We start from the raw sequence: 23,956 nt of genomic DNA on the forward strand, positions 1-23,956 counted from the left end.
AAAATTACTATAAAATCGCTTGAGTATTTGAACATATATTTTTATGCTTATGAGAGTAATAAGGATGGATAAAGTTAAACTTTAATCAGTGGGGTTTTGTTCATTCCGCACGGATTATTAGCCCGCACCAATCGGGCGTTTACGTGCAGTTAATCTCCCGCATAACTCCCTCGCATTCGCTGAATTTTGAGGTGGAGTCTTACTGCACACAAATAGCGGGATAAAGTGAGGATGGAAATGATGTCTATTAAAACGAGGTTTTTATTTTCTTATATCACAGTTATTCTCGTCTCTATTACGCTCATTTTAGTTGCGGGATTTTTAATTGTTTTTTCGATAACGGGTGACTTGGAGTCAGTGAAAAATTTTTATAAAAGTTCTTACATTCAAAAGCCATTAACGGCTGAAGAAGAAAATGTTTTTCTTGAATTGAAATCAGAGGCTAAACAGAATCAATCGCAACTATTAGATGAATCATTTGTGTCATCCATAGAAAAAGAGGATGTGAAAATAGTTGTAAGGAAAGGAGAAACAATTTCATATGCTTCAAAAGTATTTGAAAGTGCAGCTTTAAAAGAAGCCCTTCCAAAATTTGAATCAGCAAATATTAATAGTCGTGGTACAACGGAACTAGGCGGTACATTTTATCGATATGTAAAATTTGATTTTTATTTTCCGCGGAAAGAAGAAGGGAGTATATTTGTATTAAAAAAGCAAAGCTCATTTGTAGATCTTACACAAAAATTATTTCCAATTTTGTTCGTATCGCTCTTACTTTTAGCCATTTTGCTTATTGGATTATTAAGTTATCTCGTCTCAAGAAGTGTGATAAAACCAATTTTTGTATTAAAAGATGCAACGGAGAGAATTAAAGAAGGAAATTTAGATTTTCAAATTCCAGTTACATCGCATGATGAGATAGGGCAGTTAAATCAAGGGTTTGAGGAAATGAGGAAGAAGTTAAAAGAATCGATTGAAGTGCAAACGCAGTATGAAGAAAATCGAAAAGAGCTCATTTCAAACATCTCTCACGATTTAAAAACACCGATCACATCTATAATAGGGTATGTTGAAGGGATAAAGGATGGGGTAGCAAATACGCCGGAAAAAATGGATAAATATTTAACAACTATCCATACGAAAGCAAAACATATGGATACACTCATTGACGAACTATTTTTATATTCGAAGCTCGATCTGAATCGAGTCCCATTTCAATTTGAAACGATAGAATTAAATATGTTTATGCAAGATTTAATAGAAGAGATGCAAATGGATTTAAGCGAAGAGGGTATAGATGTATGCTTACAGTTACTTCATGCATCCCCACTATATGTAACGGCAGATCGTGAAAAAATAAAGAGAGTTATATCGAATTTAATTCATAATAGTGTGAAGTACATGGATAAAGAAGAGAAGAAAATTACTGTAACAGTATCGAGTGGTAAGAATAAAGTTATTGTGAAAGTGATGGACAATGGATCAGGTATAGAATCTGATACGCTGCCGTATATATTTGAACGTTTTTATCGTGCGGAACAATCACGAAACTCTAGTACAGGTGGAAGTGGACTTGGCTTAGCGATAGCGAAACAAATTGTTGAAGAACATGGCGGGGACATTTGGGCGGAAAGTATGCTTGGGGAAGGCACAAGTATTTTCTTCTCATTGAAAAAAGTACAGGAATGTGGTGAATAGAATGAAAAGGATTTTACTAGTAGAAGATGAGGTAAGTATCGCAGAATTACAGCGAGATTATTTAGAGATTCATGATTTTCATGTTGATGTAGAGCATTCCGGAGAAACAGGTTTACAAAGGGCTTTGCAGGAAGATTATGACTTAATTATTTTAGATATTATGCTTCCGAAGATGAACGGATTCGAAATTTGTAAACAAATACGTGCTATAAAAGATATTCCAATTTTACTTGTTTCGGCGAAAAAAGAAGATATAGATAAAATTCGCGGACTCGGATTAGGTGCGGATGATTATATAACGAAACCGTTTAGTCCGAGTGAATTAGTCGCAAGAGTAAAAGCACATATTTCTCGTTATGAAAGATTATCAGGAAATATGGTTAAGCAACGTGATACGTTATACATTCACGGGATTTATATTGATCAGAGAGCGAGAAAAGTTTTTATAAATAATGGGGAAGTAGCCTTTACAACGAAGGAATTCGACTTATTAACATTTTTCGTAATGCATCCAAACCAAGTGTTAAATAAAGAACAGTTATTTGAACGTATTTGGGGATTAGATTCCGCTGGTGATTTGGCGACGGTTGTCGTTCATATTAGAAAGTTACGTGAAAAAATTGAAAGAGACCCTGCTCATCCGCAATATATTGAAACTGTGTGGGGAGCTGGTTATCGTTTTAATGTGTAGTGAACCTGTCAAATTGTTGACAGGTTTTTTTATTGAAAAGAATGAGATTAAAAATATATTACTTTTATTTTATCTTTTTTTAATAATTTATTTATGAGCAATTTATACCTGCTATTTATGATTAATATCACAGGAAGCAATGAAAATATTAATCATAAATTTGGAGGGTATAAAGATGAAAAAAATGAAATTTTTAGTGCCAGCAGTGCTTGGATTTACAGTGCTTGTAACGGGGTGCGCGCAAGGTGAAACGAAGGCGGAAACAAAACATGAAACGAAGCAAGAAGCGAAAAAAGAGAAGAAAAAACAACAAGCACAAATTACGAAACTAGAGCCATTAAACGCAATGACATTACAACTAACATTTTCTAAACCTTTATCAGAAGAAGAAGTGAAATTAGAAAACCTAGATGCTATTAAGAAAAACTTCGTGTTTAGTAATGGCTTAGAAATTGTGAATGTACCAAGACTAAAAACAGGAGCAACGAGTACATATATCGTACCTGTAAAAGTGCAAAAGCCAGGTGGGAAATACAAGCTGAGTTATAAGGGCGGGAAGAAAGAAAAGTTTGAAGGTAGTTCGGAAAAGCTTAATATTCGTCAGGCGAAGCAAGTGACGAATGATACGTTTGAAATTGAATCATTTTTAGAAGATGGTGTGACAGATTACGCGAACATTATTGAAGCCTATAAAGCTGGAAGAGGAAATCAAGCTTTCCAACTAGATGATGAAAATAAAGATAAAGATGGTAAACAATATCAAGTAATCTCTTCACTCCGTGATAGAAAACTAACGATTACAGCAAGTTCAGGTGAGAAAATTGAAGTTGCATATGTTCCGTTTACACAAGCGGCAGATGGTAGACAAGCACCTAAATTCCGCTTACCTGCAGGTCAAACGTTGAAACCTGGAACAGAGTACACAATTACGTCTGATTGGGCAACTGTTAAAAATCCGAAGTTTACGGCTTCAACTATTGCACCGTTAGTCATTCAAAGTGCAGAAGGAATAGACAATAAGTCTCTTCAAGTAACATTAGATAAAGATCCGGGTATGGAACTCTTTGCTGGTAGAAAAGTAGAATTACAAAGTGAAGACGGAAAGAAAGTAGAAGCACAATATCGCTTCAGCTCTCGAAAAGGTGCAGTAGGAATCTTTGACTTGCAAAACGGTGCAACATTAGAGCAAGGAATGAAGTATACGGTCGTACCAACGGGAGGCTGGGCGACTGGTGAGCAAGTTACGTTTGTAGGGAAGTAAAATATGAAAAAAGTAGCAGGTTTAGTACCTGCTACTTTTTGGTTGTAACGATTCATAAAATTTTTGAGTAGTAGAAATAAATGGGGTGACTTCTTCTAGAAAAGGGTAATGGTTACTGTCCTCAAATGGAACGAAGATAGAATTACGAATACTTTCATGCATCTCAATAGAGTATTGAATAGGGCACTGCACATCGTGTCTTCCGCACATAATAAGTGTCTTTGTTTTGATAGAAGGTAAGAACTCTCTTAAATCAAATGAAGAATATTCATGAGAGAAAGCGTTCATCCGACTGGCGGACATTGTTTTTTGGATTGGTTTACAAAAATAAGAGCCATAGTTTTCAGGTTTATATAAAGATAACTTTGTTCGTTTAATAGATAATTCTTTTCTTTCTTTATTTGTAAGATGAGGGCTTTTTAAGTTTTCGATGAGTTCTTGCATATAATGAAACTGTGGGTGTGCTGGGTGATAAATACAAAAGGGTGTTTCGGTGTAGTTACTTGCTGCGGCTCCCACAACGACTAATGATTGTAAGGAAGTTGGATATGTAATCGCATATAAAAGCCCAAGCATACCGCCTGTTGAATGACCCGCGAAGTGCCATGGAGGAAGTTGTAAAGATTCACGTATCGCTTCTAAGTCGTGAATCGTTTCAATCATACTTAATTCGTTTTCTGACTGGGCTTTTACAGAGTTACCAGCATCTCGTAAATTAATGAGGAATACACGATGCGTAGAAGTGAAAATATCAGCAAAGTAATCGCCAGTTTCATTAAATTGCGAATAGTGATGTGTAATACAAAGCGGTTCACCATTGCCTTTTGCAAAAAGTTCGAATGTGCCACGATTTGTATTGATGATTTGTTGTTTCCACATAATATCACCTCTTTTCTTATTAGAGCCATGGATAGTCTGTTAGTAATTCAAAATATATCGATTTCCCGACAGAAGCCGACACTAAAATAAAAGGAGACCGTTCAAAAAACGAGCCTCCTTTCTGCTTAATACAAAGATTTTGTCATATTATTCCGAATAATTTCAAGGGATTTCGCTACAGTTAATGCATTCTTTTCTTCAATTTCTGGTTTTCTAGGGATAGGTTGATACATGTTGTCTGGATCTTCCCATGTGAGGGGAAGTTCTGTTTCTGCTTGTCCTTTCCAAGCTTCAATCCATTCTGGAGGGAGATAACCTGAGATGTTTTGGATGTTGTTCATTTCGAGCCAAATGAGTGCCCAAGCTCTTGGTACGACGCGCCATAGGTCGTAACCACCACCGCCGACAGCAATCCAGCGACCGTCGCAATATTCATTAGCGATTTCGCGAGCAAGCTTCGGTATTTCACGGTAAATGTTTATCGTTGAACAAAGGTGTGTAAGTGGGTCGTAATAATGCGCATCAGCGCCGTTTTGCGTTAAAATAATATCCGGTTTAAAGTATGCTGCAACTTCTTTTACAACTGTTCGATATGATTCTAGAAAGGATTCATCTTCTGTAAAAGCATCGAGTGGAACGTTAAAAGAGTAACTATAGCCATTACCTTGCCCACGTTCATTCACAGCACCAGTTCCAGGGAATAAGTAACGTCCAGTTTCATGTAATGAAATGGTGCATACGTTAGGATCGTCGTAAAAAGACCACTGTACACCATCACCGTGATGAGCATCTGTATCAATATATAAAACGCGTAAACCGTATTTCTTTTGAATATATTTCATTGCGATAGAGCTATCGTTATAAATGCAAAAGCCAGATGCTTTGCCGCGAAAGCCGTGATGTAAGCCGCCTCCTAAATTAAGAGCGTGCTTTACTTTCCCAGAAAGAACAGCATCGACAGCTGTTAATGTTCCGCCAACGAGTAATGCACTTGCTTCGTGCATATTTGGAAACATCGGTGTATCTTCTGTTCCAAGTCCGTACGTCATCGCAATTGATTTTTCTAACTTTCCTTCTCCAGCACGTTTTACCGCATTTATGTACTCCTCTGTATGAATGTAGGCGATCTCTTCATCTGTAGCCATCCGTGGTGAAATGACTTGAGAAGGAGAGATAAAACCGCTCTTTTGTAATAAATCATACGTGAGTGTGACGCGTAGTTGGTTAAAAGGATGATCAGGGCTAAACGAATAGCCCCGAAAGTCATCCGAATAAATAAACGCGCTACTCATGCTTGCATCCCCATGATATTCGGCCATAATACGCGGTAGCCCTCTGCTTCAAGTGCATCAATCACTTTTAGTGGATTCATCGTTTGAATGCGGAAAACGAGTACTTTATCATTCTCATCTTTTGCTGGATAGACGAGAACGCTCACGATATTTATTTGCAAATCACTAAAAATAGCAACAACTTTGCCAAGAATACCAGGTTCATTTTTTACTTGAATTTCAATTTGTGAACTTGGTTGGTGTGCACCTGTTAATTTCACTAACGTGTGTAGTACAGTGGATTCAGAAATGATTCCAACTAACTTTCCCGCCTTTGTAACAGGAAGACAGCCAATTTTATTTTCAAAAAATAAAGTAGCAATTTCCTCAACGAAATCAAGAGGATGGCAAGTCATAACAGGTTGTTTCATAATAAGGTCGAGCGGTTGTTTCAGCATAGCGAGTGGAACTTGTTCATCAAGAATTGATGGACTTGCATCTCTTACATCCCGATCAGAAATAATGCCTACGACATGATTATTTTGATCGACAATTGGAATGTGCCGAATGCCTTTTGTACGTATTGTTCGGATTGCTGTTTCGATTGTATCGTTTGGATGTAGTGTCACTACATTTTGATTCATAATTTCTTCTACAATCATTCCAGTTGCCCCCTTTATTAATACATAAAACGATTGTGAAAACGTAGACGATCAAATGCTTGAATAGAATCCGTATCAACGCGTTTACCGATGCGAACCATTAAACAGTTGGCAGGATGTGAACAAATTTCAGGATCGTCTGTAGCCATCCATTGTAAACCACCGGCATTCATCATCTTTTCCATTACTTTTCGGTATTCCCAAACATTTAAGCCTGTTTGTTTTAAATCCCAGTGCCAATAATATTCAGTCGTCAATATAATGTAATCTTCCATATGATCGTCCATCATTGAAACTTCTAATAAGTTTTTTCCGACAGAGCAACCGCGAAAGGCTGGGACAACTTCAATCGCCCCAAGTTCAATTAAGTTTTCAATCTTTCCTTCTGACCATCGCTCGAGCGGATCAGGATACAAGTATGTAACATATCCAACAATCGTTTGGTCATGTCTAGCAATAATGAGACGAGCTTCTGGTAATTTAGAAATTTCGACAATTGCTTTATATTGCTGTTCGGCAGGACGAAACGCAACTAAATCTGGATGGAATTCATACATTTCAAGATTATGTGTAGAGACAGGACCTTCAATAATTAAAGTACCTTTTGCTGTTTTTAAGTTTCTAGCATTGTATATTTTTTTATGAATCAATGTATTGCTCACCACCTTGAGGGTTTGTGAATCTATTAATATCGTACTTTATAATATATGCGATGTGAATCGAAATTTGTCATTAAAAATTTGTCTAAAAATCAACAAATATACTGAAAATTTTAAATAATGTCATTATAATAGATAATAGAATACATAGGAGGGGGATGTAAAGTATGAAAGTAGAAACGCTTCCTGTCATTAAAGGAGAAAATAATTTGCCGAATTATGATGAGGCATACGCGAATTTTAACTGGGAAGAGGTTAATAAAAATTTTACTTGGAATGAAACAGGCCGAGTGAATATGGCGTATGAGGCAATTGATAAGTATGCGAAATCCGATCGAAAGAATAAAGTGGCCCTTTATTACCAAGATGGATCGCGAAAAGAGAAATATACATTTAAGGAAATGAAGGATTTTTCTAATAAAGCAGGAAACGTCCTGAAAAATTATGGCGATGTTGAAAAAGGCGATCGCGTTTTTATTTTTATGCCGCGTTCTCCAGAATTATATTTTGCACTTTTAGGTGCAGTGAAATTAGGGGCAATTGTTGGGCCGTTATTTGAAGCATTTATGGAAGGTGCAGTTCGCGATCGCTTAGAAGATAGCGAAGCAAAGGTGTTAATTACAACGCCTGAATTGTTAGAGCGTGTACCATTAAATGATTTACCTGCTTTAAAAACAGTCTTCCTTGTTGGAGACAATGTAGAAGAAGGCGGTAAAACGGTAGCGTTCAATCCTTTATTTGAACAAGCTTCAAAAGAATTACATATCGAATGGTTAGATCGTGAAGATGGTTTAATCCTTCATTACACATCTGGCTCAACTGGTAAGCCAAAAGGTGTTCTTCATGCGCAAAACGCAATGGTTCAGCACTATCAAACGGCGAAATGGGTATTAGATTTAAAAGAAGACGATGTATATTGGTGCACTGCTGACCCAGGCTGGGTAACTGGAACTGCTTACGGTATTTTTGCACCGTGGTTAGTCGGAGCATCAAATGTCATTTTAGGTGGACGCTTTAGTCCAGAAGCGTGGTACGAAGCGTTACAAGATTACGGTGTAACAGTTTGGTATAGCGCGCCAACAGCGTTCCGTATGTTAATGGGAGCTGGACAAGATACAATTAAAAAATATGATTTATCACAAGTGCGCCACGTATTAAGCGTTGGTGAGCCATTAAATCCAGAAGTAATTCGCTGGGGTATGAATGCATTTGGACTTCGTATTCATGATACGTGGTGGATGACAGAAACAGGTGGACAAGTTATTTGTAACTACCCTTGTATGGAAATCCGTCCAGGTTCAATGGGTAAACCAATACCAGGTGTGAAAGCAGCGATTGTTGATAATGAAGGAAATGAAGTGCCTCCATACACAATGGGGAACTTAGCAATTGCTAAAGGGTGGCCAGCCATGATGCGTGGAATCTGGAATAACCAGCAAAAGTACGAGTCTTACTTCATGCCAGGAGATTGGTACGTATCAGGTGATTCGGCGTATATGGATGAAGACGGATACTTCTGGTTCCAAGGACGTATTGACGATGTAATTATGACGTCAGGTGAGCGCGTTGGTCCGTTTGAAGTAGAAAGTAAATTAATTGAACATGCCGCTGTTGCAGAAGCTGGTGTAATCGGTATTCCTGATCCGGTTCGCGGAGAAATCATTAAAGCATTTATCGCGCTTCGAGCAGGATACGAACCATCTGAAGAATTAAAAGAAGAAATTCGTCAATTTGTAAAGAAAGGCCTAGCAGCTCATGCAGCGCCAAGGCAAATTGAATTTAAAGATAAATTACCGAAAACGAGAAGTGGTAAAATTATGCGCCGTGTATTAAAAGCGTGGGAGCTCAATTTACCAACAGGCGATTTATCGACGATGGAAGATTAAGAGAGAAAGGTCTGAACGAAAAACGTTCAGACCTTTCTTTTTGTAAATAATAAAGGAGCTAATATAGATGAAGATACCAATTTTAGAAGGAGACATAGTGTGCTTGCGTTCTGTAGAACCTGAAAAAGATTACAAACAATGGTATGAGGTAATGAAAGATCCTGATATGCATCATTGGACGGGGAATACGATTCCAAAAGATAGTAATGAAATTAAGGACTTGTTGCATACTTATAAAAATTTAAAAAGATATTATGGCTTGGGCAATTGTAATGAAAAAATCAAAGGAAATGATAGGGACATATTGGATTTCTATGCCAACGGTGAATGAAAATAAAAAGTTAATTGTAACTTCAGAAGCTCAGCGGATTGCACGTAAGTATTGGCGTACAGGTGTCAATCGAGAGGCGAGAAATTTAATATATAATTACTTGTTTTTAACTTTAGATGTGGATGAGGTCCATGCACAGGCTTTGGATAATAATATCAATTCGTGCAGGTCTATGGAACAAATAGGTTTTAAATTAGAGAAACAAGTGAAACGTCTATTCCCTAAATACAATGAAATGTTTTTAGAAAACCATTATGTGCTATATAAAAAGGGCTGGCTTGTATAAAAGGTTATGGTTGAAAAAAATATTTGTTGATGTAAAATAAAATCAAACTTATACATACGAGTTGAAGGGGGCAGTAAAATGAAAACAGAAAAAGAAAAGATGATACTAGGAGAAATGTACATACCAGCTGATCCAGTTTTAGTACAAGAGAGAGAGCAAGCACGTATATTAACGAGAAAATTAAATGATACGCCAGAAGTGAAATTAAAAGAGCGTAGCGAAATTGTAAAAGAACTATTCGGAACGACAGGAGATAATATTCATCTTGAGTCTTCTTTTAGATGTGATTATGGCTACAACATTCATGTTGGCGAAAATTTTTACGCGAACTTTGATTGTACGATTTTAGACGTATGCCCAGTAACAATCGGAGTGAATTGTATGTTAGCTCCAGGTGTTCACATTTATACAGCAACACACCCGCTTGATCCAGTAGAGCGCATAAGCGGATCAGAATACGGAAAACCAGTTACAATTGGCGATAACGTATGGATTGGCGGAAGAGCGATTATTAATCCAGGTGTAACAATTGGACACAACGCGGTTATCGCATCTGGCGCAGTTGTAACGAAAGATGTGCCGGATAATGTAGTAGGTGGTGGGAATCCTGCAAAAATTATTAAAAAAATAAAATAATATTTGAACGAAGTGCCTTCCTCGTCTGTATACATTTATGAAAGAATAGATGAGGGAGGCTTTTTATATGTCTAATAAGTTACTTCTTACTTTTGCTTTAATTGGAACTATAGTTGTGTTTTCTTGTGGTCTGCTGTTACCGATGCCGATTGGATTTAAAGTATCAATGATTACAGCTGGAGTTATGATGATTGTTATGTTTTCAATCATTATTCCGTTTGATAGAAAACATATAGTACGGAAAAAAGGATATAAAATTGATTTTACAAAAACAAAAGTGTATTTTCGTTGGAATGTATTTGATACGATTTCGGCCAGTCTTGCGGTGTATGCATGCATATGCGTGCAAGCATTAAATATTTTAGTTTCAATCGGCTATACAATTCAAAACCCTTACGTTCAATTTTTTACGAATCAATCACAAGTATGGATTATTGTCGCAAGTATATATTTAATTTCCCGCATTTCATTAACGTTAAAAGGAATAAAGGAGATCAAAAATCATGGCGCAGATTGGGATTGAGGAAGAGCTCATGCTTGCGTATCAAAGTGGGGATAAACAGGCTGGGGAAAAACTATATGTTTTAATTAAACCAGCGCTATATACATTTTTGTATCGCTTTAACCGAGATGAACAATTAAGTATCGACCTTGTGCAAGATACGTTTTTGACGCTAGAGCGTAAGAAACATATGTATGAACCTGAAAAGGGCAAAATAAAAACGTATTTATTTCAAATTGGTTATCGTCTTATGATTAATAAATTAAATAGAAGAAAAAAGTGGCGTACGCTTTTGCCATTTTTAGTGCCGGTTCAGGAAAAAGAATTTTCTCACGAAGATCGGCTCACAGTAAGGGAAGCAATTTTGAAAGTTCCCGAAGAGCAAAGAGCGGTCCTAATCCTTTCTTATTATCATGACATGCAGCAAAAAGAAATTGCAGAGGTATTAGATATTCCAGTCGGAACGGTGAAGTCGAGACTTCATAACGGAATAAAGAAATTGAAACAATTGCTGGAGGTGGATGAAATTGAGCGAAAATCCCTTTAAGAATGAATATAAATTACAGCAGCATTTAGATAGTGATCATGTAGAAATACCGGATTTTCCCAAAACGGTAAGTCGCTTCGATCGATTAATCGGATTTCTTGCTTCTCCGGCGAAAGATCCCGTGGAAGCTACGATTGGAAATGATTTATCGATGGTTTTTCATGTTTCGATATTAGTTGGTGTTCCAATTCTTTCTCTTATTACGATACTCTTTGCGACGTTGTAATGGATTGGAAAGAAGAGAAATCCTACCTCTATTTGACACGCCTATATAAATGATGGTATAAAGAAAAGTATATGAATAATTGAGCGTGGAAAGGGAGAAGTAGTGATCATTTCCCTGTTTTAGAGAGCTGATGGTCGGTGAAAATCAGCACATAGATGATCGCGAATTACGCCCCTAGAGCATCTTTTTTCGATTGAATTGTATTCAAAAGGGAAAAGACGGTGCTAAGCCGTTATGTAAATAAGGTGGTAGGCTTTTTTTTGCCTGCAACTAGGGTGGTAACGCGATAATCAAAATCGTCCCTTATTTAAAGGGGCGATTTTTTTATGTTTTCAACCTTCACGCCAGTAATGAACTTAAAGGAGAGTATGTAGGATATGGGTATTTTACAAGATCTTGAATTTCGCGGTCTAATTAATCAGCAAACAGATGCTGAGGGCCTTGAGCAATTATTAGAAAAAGAAAGCGTTAAATTATACTGTGGTTTCGATCCGACAGCGGATAGCTTACACATCGGTCATATGTTGCCAGTATTAATGTTACGTCGTTTCCAATTAGCTGGTCATCAACCAATCGCACTTGTTGGCGGTGGTACTGGTATGATCGGTGACCCAAGTGGTAAAAAAGCAGAGCGTACATTAAATACGAAAGATACAGTTGCTTACTACACAGAAAGCATTAAAAACCAACTTTCAAACTTCTTAGAGTTTGAAAATGTGGACAACCCAGCAACGATGGCTAACAACTATGACTGGCTTGGTAACTTAGATGTTATTACATTCTTACGCGATATTGGTAAAAACTTCGGTTTAAACTATATGTTAGCAAAAGATACAGTAGCATCTCGTTTAGAAACTGGTATTTCATTTACTGAGTTCAGTTACATGATTTTACAATCATACGACTTCTTAAACTTATACCAACAACATAACTGCCGTCTGCAAATTGGTGGTAGTGACCAATGGGGTAACATTACAGCTGGTCTTGAATTAATTCGTAAATCAGAAGAAGATGCGAAAGCATTCGGTTTAACAATTCCACTTGTTACAAAATCTGACGGTACGAAGTTTGGTAAAACAGAAGGCGGCGCAATTTGGTTAGACCCAGAAAAAACAACTCCTTACGAGTTCTACCAATTCTGGATTAACACAGATGACCGCGACGTTGTTAAATACTTAAAATACTTCACATTCTTATCTCATGAAGAAATCATTGAGCTTGAGAAGCAAGTAGCTGAAGCACCAGAAAAACGTGCAGCACAAAAAGCATTAGGTTCTGAAATGACAAAACTTGTTCACGGCGAAGAAGCGTTAGAGCAAGCAATTAAAATTTCAGCTGCATTATTCAGCGGTTCTGTAGCAGAACTTACTGCAAGCGAAATCGAACAAGGCTTCAAAGACGTACCATCTGTAGAACGTACTGCAGAAGATACAGTATTAATCGACTTACTTGTAGAAAGCAAAATCTCTCCATCAAAACGTCAAGCACGTGAAGATGTAACAAACGGTGCAATCTACGTAAACGGTGAGCGTACACAAGCATTAGACTACGTTGTAACAGAAAACGACCGCATCGAAGGTAAATTCACAATCATTCGCCGCGGTAAAAAGAAATATTTCTTAATTCGTTACTAAGAAGAACGAATTTAAAACAAATAGTACCCCGAATTGTAGGCTGAAAAGTCTATAATCCGGGGTTTTTATATTGCCTCATGATTTCTTTTAAATAGAATATGAAGAGTTAATATGAGCATATAAAGTAAGCTAATTAACATAACGATAAATGCCGCGGGATAAAATTTTGCCGCATATATAAAGAAATCGATTTGATAAATATCGTCATAGTGTGAAACGTACCCTTTAAAATAATTCGTAAACTTAGCGCTATATTTCCATTCATCAGGATAATCTATTAAATTACTTCCTTGATACCAACTCATAAGTGCTGAAGTGATAAATAGTATAAATGCACTACCCAATTGAACCATTTGGTTTATTGTCAAAATGAATCAACCTCCTATTTTATGGTTATTATAGCGTACATTAGTATTCCTGTAACCTTTTTGTTGTAATCTCCTTTTCGAGTTCATACGGAAATCACATGTAAGCGGTATGATAAACGTATAACAAATAGAAAGGAGTGGTAAAACGAAATGTCACTAGAAGCGCTCATTATTTTTTCTTTGCTAAATGCGGGTCAGCTTGCAGAGAATTCGAAGGTTGATATACATAAAGAGCAGAAAGATGCTTATGTATATGTTCAAAAAGAGGAAACTAAATAATTTTATTTTATATATAAACGAAAAAGCCAATTCAGAGGATTGGCTTTTTGTCATTCCTTTGGAAAGGACGAGGGAATTCCTCCTTTTAAACATTAGTTAAAATTTGGTCATAGCACGAAATGATAAGTGGTTCCAAATCTTTTAAATCGTTAACATTATCAATGAAAATTCTACTTACTCCCTGTGATTTCGGGGCTTGTTCAACAACGAAATTAGGGCATAGTTGTTTAGTAGCTTCTAAATCTAGTCTTACAACTAAGGATTTTGCATCTCCATCAAGGAAGAGACGTATAAACCATTTTGTGATTACACGATTCATGATGCAAAAGTAACTAATAGTATCTTTATATTTAAGGTCGCTAATGTCTCTTTGATTTTCAGTTAATATCTCTTTAACAATGTTAAAGGCAGTCAGTTCATCTTCAGTAGTAAAAACTCTATCTGTTTTGTCTTCTTTGCTAATATCTTCAATTATTTCAGCAGAAGCGGCTGCAACCAAGCTTGTTTCTATTTTCTCAGTTGTTTTTGTTTCTTTTGGTGTTAAACCATCACTGATTATTTCTAATAGTGTTTGATTAATTGCTTTTTTAACAATTGGTCGGAATCGCTCTAAAACGTTATTTGTAATTCTAGTTGAGCTAAAGTCTTTAATTAGAAAACGAAGGAAGTCATCTGAAGGGTTTTTAAATAATTCTTTAATTGTAGAGTTTAAATTAGTCATATAAATAAGCTCTTCGGCATATTTTACGATTCCTTCAGCTTCAAAATTTTCTTTTGTAAAAGTTTCAATTGTTTCAATATCTACATTAGTTAAATTATCCATGCTGAAGGTAAAGAAAGGTTTTTCATCCATCACGTTGTCATTTGTTAAATCGGTATAAAATTTGTATTCTACACCATTAGTTAGTACCCCTATTTTGACATCTGGTAAAGCATTGAAATACCTAGATAGTTGCGCATCGTGTTTAAGGAGATTTTCTGTTACGGACTTTGCCTCAATTAAAATAATTGGAACACCATTTTTGAAAACCGCATAATCGACTTTTTCACCTTTTTTAGTCCCAAAGTCTGCAATATACTCAGGTCTAACTTCTAAAGGGTTAAAAACGTCATAACCTAGCTTTTGAAGAAAAGGAATAATTAATGATTGTTTGGTCATTTCTTCGTTAGTTATGTACTCTTTTCTTTCTAAAACTTGGTTAGCTATTTTATTTATGTCATTTCTAAATTCCATATCAACGTCTCCTTGTTATAAAAATTTAATAATTCTTAATATTAATATTATTTTACTATGAAAATTCATAATATAACAGAAGTTCTGTATGGAAATAGGTAGTTTATTCTTTTTATTTGAATAAACGAAATGTTATTTATTTTAAGGGGAGTGTGGAGTAGTGGCATTTTATGTTACTTAAGATATAAAAAATAATGATTAGAATTGAAAAAAGCCAATCCATAGGATTGGCTTTTTGTCATTAACGAGAGTAGAACTCTACGATTAATGCTTCGTTGATTTCAGCTGCTAACTCAGAACGCTCAGCGTGACGAGTGTAAGTAGCTTCTAATTTATCAGCATCGAAAGTTAAGTATTCTGGTACGAAGTTGTTAACTTCGATCGCTTCTTTAACAACAACAAGGCTGTTAGATTTTTCGCGAACGCTGATAGTTTGACCAGGTTTTACACGGTAAGATGGGATATCTACGCGAGATCCATCAACTGTGATGTGACCGTGGTTTACTAATTGGCGAGCTGCACGACGAGTGCGAGCTAAGCCCATACGGTAAACTAAGTTGTCAAGACGAGCTTCAAGAAGGATCATGAAGTTTTCGCCGTGCTTACCAGGCATTTTACCTGCTTGGTCAAATGTGCGACGGAATTGACGCTCAGTCATGCCGTACATGTGACGAAGTTTTTGTTTCTCTTGTAATTGTAAACCGTATTCTGAAAGTTTCTTACGTTGGTTAGGACCGTGAGGACCTGGTGCGTAAGGGCGTTTTTCTAATTCTTTTCCTGTGCCGCTTAGAGAGATTCCAAGACGACGAGACAGTTTCCAAGCTGGACCTGTATAACGAGCCATAGTTGACTCCTCCTTTAAAAATGTTTTTATTTACGTAAAATAAAAACAGACGTAATCGATATTTACGGGCATTTTGTTTTCATGTACCTTCGCTCCAGCAGCAGGGAGTTACGAGATACACCTCCGTAGAGGAACAAAATACAAACGATAAACTCACATTACAAGGCTGCCTTTTTATTTTACACAAACGCTATTATATCTTTTACCCAGAGTTTCGTCAAGCAAGTACGTTTTTGTTTTATTCATATAAATTTTGGGAATTAACAAGAAGGAATTTAAAACAATGTAAAAGAAGAGAGTTAGAAACACAAATAAAACGCTTACATAAAATGTGGTAAAAACGTTCATCAAATTTTTATTGATGAATATGCGGCAATAAAAACATAAAAGGGGATGTTTTTATGAAAAAGAAGCATATGGAGACAGCACTAATTCATCATGGTTATGAATCAAATGAGAATAAAGGAAGTTTAACACCACCTTTATTTCAAACGTCTACATTTACATTTGAGACTGCACAGCAAGGCGAGGCAAGTTTTGCGGGAGTGGATCCATCTTATATTTACTCAAGACTTGGAAATCCAACTGTGAAATTATTTGAAGAACGTATGGCTGTGTTAGAAGGAGGAGAAGAAGCGCTTGCCTTCGGATCCGGTATGGCAGCTATTTCAGCAACTTTAATTGGTTTTCTAAAGGCTGGAGATCATATTATTTGTTCAAATGGATTATATGGATGTACGTACGGTTTTTTAGAAGTGTTAGAAGAGAAATTTATGATTACGCATTCGTTTTGTGATATGGAGAGCGAGGAGGATCTTGAAAGTAAGATTCGTCCAAATACAAAGCTTATTTTCGTTGAAACACCGATTAATCCAACGATGAAATTAATTGATTTAAAACAGGTGATTAGGGTTGCGAAGCGAAATGGCTTACTTGTCATTGTTGATAATACGTTTTGTTCACCTTATTTACAAAGACCACTTGAGCTTGGCTGTGACGCTGTTGTGCATAGTGCGACAAAATATATTGGTGGTCATGGTGATGTTGTAGCAGGTGTCACAATTTGTAAAACGAAAACGTTAGCTGACAAAATTCGCCCGATGCGAAAAGATATCGGCGGTATTATGGCGCCGTTTGATGCGTGGTTATTGTTACGCGGATTAAAGACGTTAGCGGTAAGAATGGATCGCCATTGCGATAATGCAGAAAAAATTGTATCGTTTCTGAAAAATCATGATGCGGTAGAAGGTGTTTGGTATCCAGAAGGAGATGTAGCATCTCGCCAAATGAAGCGGGGCGGCGGCGTTATTTCTTTTTCAGTAAAAGGCGGAAAAGAAGAAACACAGTCGTTTATCAATGATCTTCATTTTATTACGATTGCCGTAAGTTTAGGAGATACAGAAACGTTAATTCAGCATCCAGCGACGATGACGCACGCTGCGATTCCGGCTGAACTAAGAAAAAAAATGGGTATTTTTGATAATTTAATACGTTTATCTGTCGGTTTAGAATCGTGGGAAGATATCGTTTCTGATTTAGAGCAGGCGTTAAAGAAAATATCTACTGTGAATCAATAAAAAAAGAGTGAGCTATCGGTTTCGTACGTGATGTACTCAATCGATAACTCACTCTTTTTTTTATATATGTTTTAACAGTGTTTCCACAAACTTTTCTAAATAGTGCTGATCCACTTCGTCGAAACGATTTTTTTCGGGACTATCAATATCAAGTACACCGATGACATTTCCTTCTTTCATAATCGGTACAACGATTTCCGAATTCGAAGCACTATCGCAAGCGATATGCCCTGGGAATTGGTGAACGTCCGCTACAAGCTGCGTTGTTTTCGTTTCAGCTGCCACGCCGCAAACGCCTCGTCCGAATGGAATGCGCACGCAAGCAGGCATTCCTTGGAATGGTCCAAGAACAAGCTGATTTCCTTCTGTTACGTAAAAGCCAACCCAATTAACACGATCTAAAAATTGATTTAATAGTGCGGACGCATTTGATAAGTTTGCGACTGCGTTTGATTCGCCAGTTAATAATGCATCTAGTTGTTTAATTACTGTCTCATACTGCTCTTCACGAGATCCTGCATAACTTTCTTTTGTAAACATGGAAACAACTCCCTTTTTATCGAGGTGTGTAAAATATTAGCAAAATACGATGTATTTCACATGACTTTGTCGATAGAAAATTAAAGGAATTTGTCTTAAAAGTCAAGAAATTTAAACTATAGCTGTTCAGTGAGAGGAAGTGAGCGCATGAAACAGACGAAACAAAAGGTAATTGATGCGGCAATATCGTTGTTTAATACGAAAGGTTATGATGGAACGTCGGTACGAGACATTGCAAAGCGGGCGGATGTGAATGTAGCGAATATTTCATATTATTTTGCTGGAAAGCAAGGTTTATTAGAACAGCTTATTACTGATTTCTTAGAAGGATATATTCATGTAATTGAAACGTCATTTGAACAGAGAGAATATTTGTCGGCTAAAGATGTGATGGTGCAAATGGTGCGCGGGATTTTACGATATCAATTTGAAAATAGGGAACTGACACGTTTCTTCTATCGAGAGCTTTCGCTTGATACGACATTAATTCGTGAAGTGATGACGATTTATTTTTCTAAAGAAAGATATTATATAGAGCAAATTGTTAGACAGGGACAAATGAATCAAGAATTTAAGAAGGTATCTTTTACAATGTTTATGACGCAATTAAAAGGTATGATGAATATGCCGTTTTTATATCCGCAATATATATCAGAAGTGCTGCATTCTTTTCCATCTGAGACGTTTTTCTTAGAAATGTATACGAAAGAAATTGAACAATGGATGGAGCAAGCATTGTTCAACACGAATATGTATTATGAATTGCCAAGAGCTGTTCATATGTGAAAAATCCCCACCTAACGAACTGAGGTGGGGATTTTTGTCGTTTCTTTTCTTTGCCATAAATTGTTGCATAATAGCGCAATGATTGTTAATGAGGCTCCGGCAATTTCAATTTTGTCGACGGTATAACCTCGAAATATGGAACCGATAAGAGCAAGTACAGGAACTAAATTCATAAATAATATGCCGTTAATTGATGAAATATAGCGATTTCCTGTGTTCCAGCAAAATACAGCGATAACGCCCGCGACAATTGACATATAAAAGAGTTCAAAACGAACGCTCATAATTGTGTGTAATGACGGTACAGCGACTATATTTGCACTTGTTAATGCAGTAACGATTATAACGAGTGAAATAGAACCAAATAAACAAGTTAATGTTGTGTATCTAAGTGGTGACCAAGATTGAAAACGAGCACCGCCATTCGTATAAATGACCCAGCAAGTAACGCCGCATAACATCAATATGTTTGTTGATAAGTGGCTTGCTGCTCCAAATAATAAGTGAATATTTCCTTTTGAAATGACAAGTATAACACCGAGTAACGCAACGAACATACAAAGAAATGTGTAGTTTTGAGGGCGTTTGTTTTTCGTTATCCATTGCAATAATAAGGCGATGAGTGGCATAAGAGACTGAATCATCGCGGCATGGATTGCTCCGGAAGGGCCGGCAAGCTGTTGGCCGTAAAAAACGAGAAAACCGTATCCTGCGAAACCGACTGTTCCGTAAAAGAATAACGAAAGAGTTCGTTTTTCGAAGCGGAGTGAATTTCTTCCTTCAGCGATTAAAAGAAGAATAAGGAAAATAATAGCTGCTGATCCATATCGAATAGTTGTGAAGAAGAACGGATCGATAAATTGCAAAGCATTTGCCATTACAGGAAACATAAATCCCCAAGCAGTTACAGCAAGTAAGCATAGAAGGGAGCCGAGTAGCATTTGTTTTTTGTCCAAGAGTTTCTTTCCCCTTTACATTTCGTTTATAGTAAGTTGATGAAATAAGTATAAAGATTGATTTCTACTAAAAGGAAATATCGATTTTTTATAACAGTTATAACTTTTTGTTAGAGGTGTGTACGATGGATTTGGAGGCAGTACGATCGTTTATTGAAGTAAAACATACGAGAAGCTTATCGAAAGCGAGTAAGCTTTTACATATTTCCCAACCAGCGCTTAGTAAACAAATTCAAAGATTAGAAGCGAATTTAGAGGTGACTTTACTCAAACGTTCTGCTCAAGGAGTGGAGTTAACAGAGGCTGGAGAATTATTTATAAAAAGAATGTTACCGATTTTGGAACAAATAAATGAAGTGAAAACGGAAATGAAGGGATATCAAGAGAACCGGAAACTTTCAATTGGCATATTACCAAGTTTAGCGGAGCGTTACATATCAAAATGTAAAGATATATTAGGTGATGCATTCGAAGTGGAATGGCACATTGAGCATACGAAAGTATTAAGGGAATTATTTAAAGCGCGGAAGATTGAAGCGATGTTCATCGATTCGGTAGTAGAAGGTGCTACGTATATAAAAGAAGTGAAACAAGAGAGAATTGTTTGTGCCGTTTCACATAATCATCCGTATAAAGAGAAGACGGTAATTCAAATGGAAGAGCTGCAAAATGAAAAGTTAATTGTATATCCAGAAATATGTGATGTACGGAAAATGATTATGAACATGTTTCATGGTATAGGTGTAAAACCAACTATAGCTGTTGAAACATCGTATGCAGAACCGATGCTTGCAATGGTAAAAGCTGGTCTTGGTATTACGTTGCTTCCAGAAATGGTGGTAGAGCAAGCGATAAGGCAAGGGGATGTACATGTCATTTCTATTGAACCACCACTCATGCGAAAAATTTATTTCATATCTCATAGGGAAGACGGCCTTTTATTGCGTGCATTTGAAGAGAAGAGATAGGTTAGACGGAATATTAAGAAAAATTACGGTTGCATTTAAAGAAACATGAAATTTTAAAAAAAACTAGGTCAAAAACACGCCATTACATGGTATGATTAGAACATTGTTAGTTGTTAAATATAGGGGAATTCCCTTTTTATACATAATGCCTTCCATTTCATAAACGGAACGGACAAAAAAAGAGATATAATTAGGAGGCTTTTTTGCATGGATTCTATCCTGACGATCGTTATCATTGTAGTAAGCTCTATTCTAGTGCTGCTCATGATAGAGCTTGTGATAAGAAATCGTTCATATAAAGATATTGAAGCACTGGAGCAGTGGAAACAAGAAATAAAAGATAAACCTGTGGCAGATGAACTAAAACGGGTAAAAGATTTAAATATGACGGGTCAAACAGAAGAACTGTTTGGTAAATGGCGTGAAGAATGGGATGAAATTGTATCAACAACCCTTCCGAAAGCTGAAAAAGATTTAGCGCAAGCGCGAAAATTCGCCTCGCAATTCTCCTTCCGAAAAGCAAAGCATGCGATGAAAGAATCCATAAGTGGTTTAGATGACGCTGATAATCGTATTACTGACATTTTAAATGAATTACAGCAATTGTTAGAAAGCCATGAGAAAAATAGCTCGGAAATTGAAGGATTACGTGATACATATCGTAGTATGAAAAAGAGTGTTCTTGCTCATCGACACATGTATGGAGCAGCTGAGCAAAAAATCGAAGAGATGTTAGATGTTGAATCCGAGAAGTTCAAAACTTTTGAAGAGGCAACAGATAATGGTGATTATTTAAAAGCGAGAGAAATTGTTATTAGTTTAGAAGAAGGTTTAGCAAGTCTAGAAATCATTATTCATCAAATTCCAGATTTATTGGTAGAGTGTCAAGCGACATTACCAGTTCAGCTAGAAGATTTATTACAAGGTCATGATGATATGATAAGACAAGGCTATGTATTAGAGTATTTGGACATTCCTAAAGAAGTTCGCGATATGACGACACAACTACAAACATGTTTAATGGATATACAGGAGCTTCATATAACAGAAGCAGCAGGAAAAGTAGAAAACTTAAAAACTCGTTTAGATGGTTTCTATGATCAACTTGAACAAGAAGTACATGCGAGACATTATGTGGAACAAAAAACACTTTCTGTTTATGAAGATTTAGAAGAAATTCGTGTTGAAACGATCGAAACAAAAGCAGAAACACAACTTGTGAAACAAAGTTATCAATTACAAGACAAAGATATTGAGTCGCAAAAAGTAATTGAAAAACAAATGCACATTTTAATGAAACGTTTTGAAGTGTTGCAATTACGCGTTGCGGAACAAGATATTGCCTTCTCTATTATTCGTGAGGAATTAGAAGAGATTTATGAGCAATGTGAAACGTTAAAAGTGCTCCATACAGAGTATAAAGAAATGCTACAAACGATGCGCAAAGAAGAATTTGAAGCACGTGAGAAGTTACAAGAAATGCGAAACACAATTTTAGAAACGAAACGCTTTATGCATAAGTCGAATTTGCCAGGTCTTCCGACAAGCATTATGGAAGATTTACAAAGAGGACAAATGGCAATGCAAGCTGTATATGATCAATTAGAAGTAAAACCGTTAAATATGAATGCTGTAAATAGCAGTTTAGAAGAGGCGTACACAACTGTTAACGGTGTAGCAGAAATGACAGAAGAGTTAATTGGACAAGCGTATTTAGTTGAAAAATTAATTCAATACGGTAACCGTTACCGCAGTCATGATGAGGATCTTGCAGAAAGCTTAAATTACGCTGAGAAATTATTCCGTGAATATCAATACGATGCAGCTTTAGAACAAGCGGCTTCTGTATTAGAGCAACTTGAGCCTGGCGTTGTTCAAAAAATAGCTGAATATGTAGACAATGAACAAACCCTTTCATAAAGGGTTTGTTTTTTTGTGTAATTTTGAAGGTGATGTTGCTATAATGAATAGCGGAATACAGTAAGGTTATTCGTTTTAAAATAAAACGAAACCTTTGAGTAGTTTTAGCGTAATTACACGTATTTATGATATGATTATACGATGTGATAGCGCTGAAAGGGGAAGAACGATGATCTATTTTGATAATAGTGCGACGACGAAGCCATATCCAGAAGCCCTTCAATCGTACGTAACGGTTGCTGGGAAATATTTTGGAAATCCTTCTTCCATTCATTCGCTTGGAGGAGAGGCAGAGCGTCTATTAACACAATCAAGAACGATTGCAGCGCAGCTCCTTCACGTTAAACCTTCTGAAATTATTTTCACATCAGGTGGAACGGAAGGGAATAACCTTGCGATTAAAGGGATTGCGATGAGGAATCGTTCGCGCGGTAGACATATCATTACAACAAATATTGAACACGCGTCTGTGTTTGAAGCATATAAGCAATTAGAAGAGCTTGGGTTTGATGTAACATATTTACCGGTTAACGAGCATGGTGTTGTATCGGTAGAAGATGTAAAACGAGCGCTTCGTGAAGATACGATTCTTGTGTCAATTATTCATGTGAACAACGAGACTGGAGCAATTCAGCCTGTTGTTGAAATTGGAACGTTATTATCGAATTACCCGAAAATAAGATTCCATGTGGACCATGTACAAGGGATAGGAAAAGTACCGCTTGATTTATACGCTTCTCATATTGATCTTTGTTCAATATCTGGGCATAAATTTCATAGTGTAAAGGGAACAGGACTTCTTTACGTACGTGATGGTGTAAGATTAGATCCAATCTTATCAGGTGGTCAGCAAGAGCTTAAGTATCGTTCAGGCACAGAAAACTTACCTGGTATTGTAGCGATGGTGAAAGCACTTCGTATGACGATGGAGCAAGTGAATGAAAAGATCGTTCATTTGCAAAGTTTACAAACAGAGCTTGTCCGTTTCTTTAAAGAGATGGAAGATGTAACGATTAATACGTCGCTTGAATTTGCGGCACCGCACATTTTAAATGTATCGTTTGTCGGTTTAAAACCGGAAGTGGTCGTTCATGCTTTAGAAGAACACGGTGTATATGTATCAACGAAGTCTGCTTGTTCTTCAAAAGCAAATGAAGTGAGCCGAGTACTCGTGTCAATGGGGGTACCGCATGCCGCCGCTGCAAGTGCTATTCGTATTAGTTTAGCACCGGAAAACACGATGGAAGAAGTAAAACAATTTGAAGGTATTGTAAAAGAGACAATGCCAAAATTATATGAAGTGATGAGGTAAAGA

At 36.7% G+C, this 23,956-nt stretch carries 24 protein-coding genes, 1 pseudogene and 1 other annotated feature; of the genes and pseudogenes, 16 read left to right on the forward strand and 9 right to left on the reverse strand.

All coding sequences use genetic code 11. The features are described from left to right. Positions 1–240 precede the first annotated feature (240 nt). The 3 genes from MR065_RS10410 to MR065_RS10420 all read left to right on the forward strand — a co-directional run bounded on the left by MR065_RS10410 (position 241) and on the right by MR065_RS10420 (position 3,650). Positions 241–1,698 (forward strand): sensor histidine kinase, encoded by a 1,458-nt coding sequence (locus tag MR065_RS10410; protein ID WP_242213586.1) that lies wholly within the window; start codon positions 241–243, stop codon positions 1,696–1,698. A gap of 1 nt (position 1,699) precedes the next feature. Then, positions 1,700–2,389: a response regulator transcription factor gene (locus MR065_RS10415; RefSeq protein ID WP_242213587.1), complete on the forward strand. Its 690-nt coding sequence runs from the start codon at positions 1,700–1,702 to the stop codon at positions 2,387–2,389. 175 nt (positions 2,390–2,564) lie between these two features. After that, positions 2,565–3,650 carry a hypothetical protein gene (locus MR065_RS10420; protein WP_242213588.1) on the forward strand — a complete coding sequence of 362 codons (1,086 nt, stop codon included), beginning with the start codon at positions 2,565–2,567 and terminating at the stop codon, positions 3,648–3,650. A 21-nt stretch (positions 3,651–3,671) separates the two neighbouring features. Here the strand turns inward: MR065_RS10420 and MR065_RS10425 are convergent, their stop codons facing one another. The 4 genes from MR065_RS10425 to acuA all read right to left on the reverse strand — a co-directional run bounded on the left by MR065_RS10425 (position 3,672) and on the right by acuA (position 7,112). Next, positions 3,672–4,529 (reverse strand): alpha/beta fold hydrolase, encoded by an 858-nt coding sequence (locus tag MR065_RS10425; protein ID WP_242213589.1) that lies wholly within the window; start codon positions 4,527–4,529, stop codon positions 3,672–3,674. Between the two features lie 125 nt (positions 4,530–4,654). Then, complete coding sequence (gene acuC / locus MR065_RS10430) at positions 4,655–5,821, reverse strand: acetoin utilization protein AcuC (protein WP_242213590.1); 1,167 nt, start codon at positions 5,819–5,821, stop codon at positions 4,655–4,657. Next, complete coding sequence (locus tag MR065_RS10435; RefSeq protein WP_000634577.1) at positions 5,818–6,462, reverse strand: acetoin utilization AcuB family protein; 645 nt, start codon at positions 6,460–6,462, stop codon at positions 5,818–5,820. The genes acuC and MR065_RS10435 overlap by 4 nt, the downstream gene beginning before the upstream one ends. Before the next feature lie 17 nt (positions 6,463–6,479). Further along, the gene (acuA, locus tag MR065_RS10440) at positions 6,480–7,112 is read right to left on the reverse strand and encodes an acetoin utilization protein acetyltransferase AcuA (protein ID WP_000581395.1); all 633 of its coding nucleotides are present in this window, start codon (positions 7,110–7,112) and stop codon (positions 6,480–6,482) included. 176 nt (positions 7,113–7,288) lie between these two features. On the opposite strand from acuA, the gene acsA reads away from it, so the two are divergent. From acsA to tyrS, 7 genes and pseudogenes are all read left to right on the forward strand, one after another. Next, positions 7,289–9,007, forward strand: coding sequence for an acetate--CoA ligase (gene acsA, locus MR065_RS10445; protein ID WP_242213591.1), 1,719 nt, complete (start codon positions 7,289–7,291; stop codon positions 9,005–9,007). Positions 9,008–9,074: 67 nt separating this feature from the next. After that, positions 9,075–9,624: pseudogene (locus MR065_RS27730) on the forward strand (GNAT family N-acetyltransferase). A gap of 78 nt (positions 9,625–9,702) precedes the next feature. After that, positions 9,703–10,260 (forward strand): maltose acetyltransferase domain-containing protein, encoded by a 558-nt coding sequence (locus tag MR065_RS10460; protein ID WP_242213594.1) that lies wholly within the window; start codon positions 9,703–9,705, stop codon positions 10,258–10,260. 67 nt (positions 10,261–10,327) lie between these two features. Then, the gene (locus MR065_RS10465) at positions 10,328–10,783 is read left to right on the forward strand and encodes a hypothetical protein (RefSeq protein WP_242213595.1); all 456 of its coding nucleotides are present in this window, start codon (positions 10,328–10,330) and stop codon (positions 10,781–10,783) included. Beyond that, positions 10,764–11,309: an RNA polymerase sigma factor gene (locus MR065_RS10470; RefSeq protein ID WP_242213596.1), complete on the forward strand. Its 546-nt coding sequence runs from the start codon at positions 10,764–10,766 to the stop codon at positions 11,307–11,309. The genes MR065_RS10465 and MR065_RS10470 overlap by 20 nt, the downstream gene beginning before the upstream one ends. Continuing rightward, positions 11,290–11,535, forward strand: a complete 246-nt coding sequence (locus tag MR065_RS10475; RefSeq protein ID WP_242213597.1) for a hypothetical protein — start codon at positions 11,290–11,292, stop codon at positions 11,533–11,535. Before MR065_RS10470 ends, MR065_RS10475 begins: the two co-directional genes overlap by 20 nt. 77 nt (positions 11,536–11,612) lie before the next feature. After that, positions 11,613–11,842, forward strand: a binding site (T-box leader). 70 nt (positions 11,843–11,912) lie between these two features. Continuing rightward, positions 11,913–13,169 (forward strand): tyrosine--tRNA ligase, encoded by a 1,257-nt coding sequence (tyrS, locus tag MR065_RS10480; protein ID WP_242213598.1) that lies wholly within the window; start codon positions 11,913–11,915, stop codon positions 13,167–13,169. Positions 13,170–13,234: 65 nt separating this feature from the next. Here tyrS and MR065_RS10485 read toward each other — a convergent pair whose 3' ends face one another. Next, complete coding sequence (locus MR065_RS10485; RefSeq protein WP_242213599.1) at positions 13,235–13,537, reverse strand: YjdJ family protein; 303 nt, start codon at positions 13,535–13,537, stop codon at positions 13,235–13,237. 150 nt (positions 13,538–13,687) lie between these two features. Here MR065_RS10485 and MR065_RS10490 point away from each other — a divergent pair, with 150 nt between their 5' ends. Beyond that, a complete protein-coding gene (locus tag MR065_RS10490; RefSeq protein WP_242213600.1) occupies positions 13,688–13,816 on the forward strand; it encodes a transporter in 129 nt (42 codons plus the stop codon). 85 nt (positions 13,817–13,901) lie between these two features. Here the strand turns inward: MR065_RS10490 and MR065_RS10495 are convergent, their stop codons facing one another. Beyond that, positions 13,902–15,050 carry a type I restriction endonuclease gene (locus tag MR065_RS10495; RefSeq protein WP_242213601.1) on the reverse strand — a complete coding sequence of 383 codons (1,149 nt, stop codon included), beginning with the start codon at positions 15,048–15,050 and terminating at the stop codon, positions 13,902–13,904. A gap of 241 nt (positions 15,051–15,291) precedes the next feature. Then, positions 15,292–15,894, reverse strand: coding sequence for a 30S ribosomal protein S4 (gene rpsD, locus MR065_RS10500; RefSeq protein WP_000135322.1), 603 nt, complete (start codon positions 15,892–15,894; stop codon positions 15,292–15,294). A 401-nt stretch (positions 15,895–16,295) separates the two neighbouring features. On the opposite strand from rpsD, the gene megL reads away from it, so the two are divergent. Beyond that, positions 16,296–17,471: a methionine gamma-lyase gene (megL, locus tag MR065_RS10505; RefSeq protein WP_242213602.1), complete on the forward strand. Its 1,176-nt coding sequence runs from the start codon at positions 16,296–16,298 to the stop codon at positions 17,469–17,471. A 60-nt stretch (positions 17,472–17,531) separates the two neighbouring features. On the opposite strand, the gene MR065_RS10510 is transcribed toward megL, so the two are convergent. Continuing rightward, a complete protein-coding gene (locus tag MR065_RS10510) occupies positions 17,532–18,011 on the reverse strand; it encodes a GAF domain-containing protein (protein ID WP_098991644.1) in 480 nt (159 codons plus the stop codon). A gap of 147 nt (positions 18,012–18,158) precedes the next feature. Here MR065_RS10510 and refZ point away from each other — a divergent pair, with 147 nt between their 5' ends. Continuing rightward, complete coding sequence (gene refZ, locus MR065_RS10515) at positions 18,159–18,797, forward strand: forespore capture DNA-binding protein RefZ (protein ID WP_242213603.1); 639 nt, start codon at positions 18,159–18,161, stop codon at positions 18,795–18,797. 11 nt (positions 18,798–18,808) lie between these two features. Here the strand turns inward: refZ and MR065_RS10520 are convergent, their stop codons facing one another. Next, positions 18,809–19,753 (reverse strand): DMT family transporter, encoded by a 945-nt coding sequence (locus tag MR065_RS10520; protein WP_242213604.1) that lies wholly within the window; start codon positions 19,751–19,753, stop codon positions 18,809–18,811. 125 nt (positions 19,754–19,878) lie between these two features. Between MR065_RS10520 and MR065_RS10525 the strand changes: the two genes are divergently transcribed. The 3 genes from MR065_RS10525 to MR065_RS10535 all read left to right on the forward strand — a co-directional run bounded on the left by MR065_RS10525 (position 19,879) and on the right by MR065_RS10535 (position 23,953). Next, the gene (locus MR065_RS10525) at positions 19,879–20,721 is read left to right on the forward strand and encodes a LysR family transcriptional regulator (RefSeq protein ID WP_242213605.1); all 843 of its coding nucleotides are present in this window, start codon (positions 19,879–19,881) and stop codon (positions 20,719–20,721) included. 207 nt (positions 20,722–20,928) lie between these two features. Next, complete coding sequence (gene ezrA / locus MR065_RS10530) at positions 20,929–22,641, forward strand: septation ring formation regulator EzrA (protein WP_242213606.1); 1,713 nt, start codon at positions 20,929–20,931, stop codon at positions 22,639–22,641. 169 nt (positions 22,642–22,810) lie between these two features. Beyond that, positions 22,811–23,953: a cysteine desulfurase family protein gene (locus MR065_RS10535; protein ID WP_097905711.1), complete on the forward strand. Its 1,143-nt coding sequence runs from the start codon at positions 22,811–22,813 to the stop codon at positions 23,951–23,953. The last annotated feature ends 3 nt before the right edge of the window (positions 23,954–23,956 follow it).

Source organism: Bacillus cereus group sp. BfR-BA-01383 (assembly GCF_022663495.1).
GTDB classification, from domain to species: domain Bacteria; phylum Bacillota; class Bacilli; order Bacillales; family Bacillaceae_G; genus Bacillus_A; species Bacillus_A cereus_AU.

Coding starts and splice junctions, on each gene's coding strand:
- MR065_RS10510 (WP_098991644.1), bottom strand. CDS start 18,011: ATGTTTACAAAAGAAAGTTATGCAGGATCTCGTGAAGAGCAGTATGAG.
- MR065_RS10420 (WP_242213588.1), top strand. CDS start 2,565: ATGAAAAAAATGAAATTTTTAGTGCCAGCAGTGCTTGGATTTACAGTG.
- MR065_RS10490 (WP_242213600.1), top strand. CDS start 13,688: ATGTCACTAGAAGCGCTCATTATTTTTTCTTTGCTAAATGCGGGTCAG.
- MR065_RS10460 (WP_242213594.1), top strand. CDS start 9,703: ATGAAAACAGAAAAAGAAAAGATGATACTAGGAGAAATGTACATACCA.
- MR065_RS10465 (WP_242213595.1), top strand. CDS start 10,328: ATGTCTAATAAGTTACTTCTTACTTTTGCTTTAATTGGAACTATAGTT.
- rpsD (WP_000135322.1), bottom strand. CDS start 15,894: ATGGCTCGTTATACAGGTCCAGCTTGGAAACTGTCTCGTCGTCTTGGA.
- MR065_RS10435 (WP_000634577.1), bottom strand. CDS start 6,462: ATGATTGTAGAAGAAATTATGAATCAAAATGTAGTGACACTACATCCA.
- acsA (WP_242213591.1), top strand. CDS start 7,289: ATGAAAGTAGAAACGCTTCCTGTCATTAAAGGAGAAAATAATTTGCCG.
- MR065_RS10410 (WP_242213586.1), top strand. CDS start 241: ATGTCTATTAAAACGAGGTTTTTATTTTCTTATATCACAGTTATTCTC.
- acuC (WP_242213590.1), bottom strand. CDS start 5,821: ATGAGTAGCGCGTTTATTTATTCGGATGACTTTCGGGGCTATTCGTTT.
- megL (WP_242213602.1), top strand. CDS start 16,296: ATGAAAAAGAAGCATATGGAGACAGCACTAATTCATCATGGTTATGAA.
- MR065_RS10415 (WP_242213587.1), top strand. CDS start 1,700: ATGAAAAGGATTTTACTAGTAGAAGATGAGGTAAGTATCGCAGAATTA.
- ezrA (WP_242213606.1), top strand. CDS start 20,929: ATGGATTCTATCCTGACGATCGTTATCATTGTAGTAAGCTCTATTCTA.
- MR065_RS10495 (WP_242213601.1), bottom strand. CDS start 15,050: ATGGAATTTAGAAATGACATAAATAAAATAGCTAACCAAGTTTTAGAA.
- MR065_RS10525 (WP_242213605.1), top strand. CDS start 19,879: ATGGATTTGGAGGCAGTACGATCGTTTATTGAAGTAAAACATACGAGA.
- MR065_RS10470 (WP_242213596.1), top strand. CDS start 10,764: ATGGCGCAGATTGGGATTGAGGAAGAGCTCATGCTTGCGTATCAAAGT.
- refZ (WP_242213603.1), top strand. CDS start 18,159: ATGAAACAGACGAAACAAAAGGTAATTGATGCGGCAATATCGTTGTTT.
- MR065_RS10535 (WP_097905711.1), top strand. CDS start 22,811: ATGATCTATTTTGATAATAGTGCGACGACGAAGCCATATCCAGAAGCC.
- tyrS (WP_242213598.1), top strand. CDS start 11,913: ATGGGTATTTTACAAGATCTTGAATTTCGCGGTCTAATTAATCAGCAA.
- MR065_RS10425 (WP_242213589.1), bottom strand. CDS start 4,529: ATGTGGAAACAACAAATCATCAATACAAATCGTGGCACATTCGAACTT.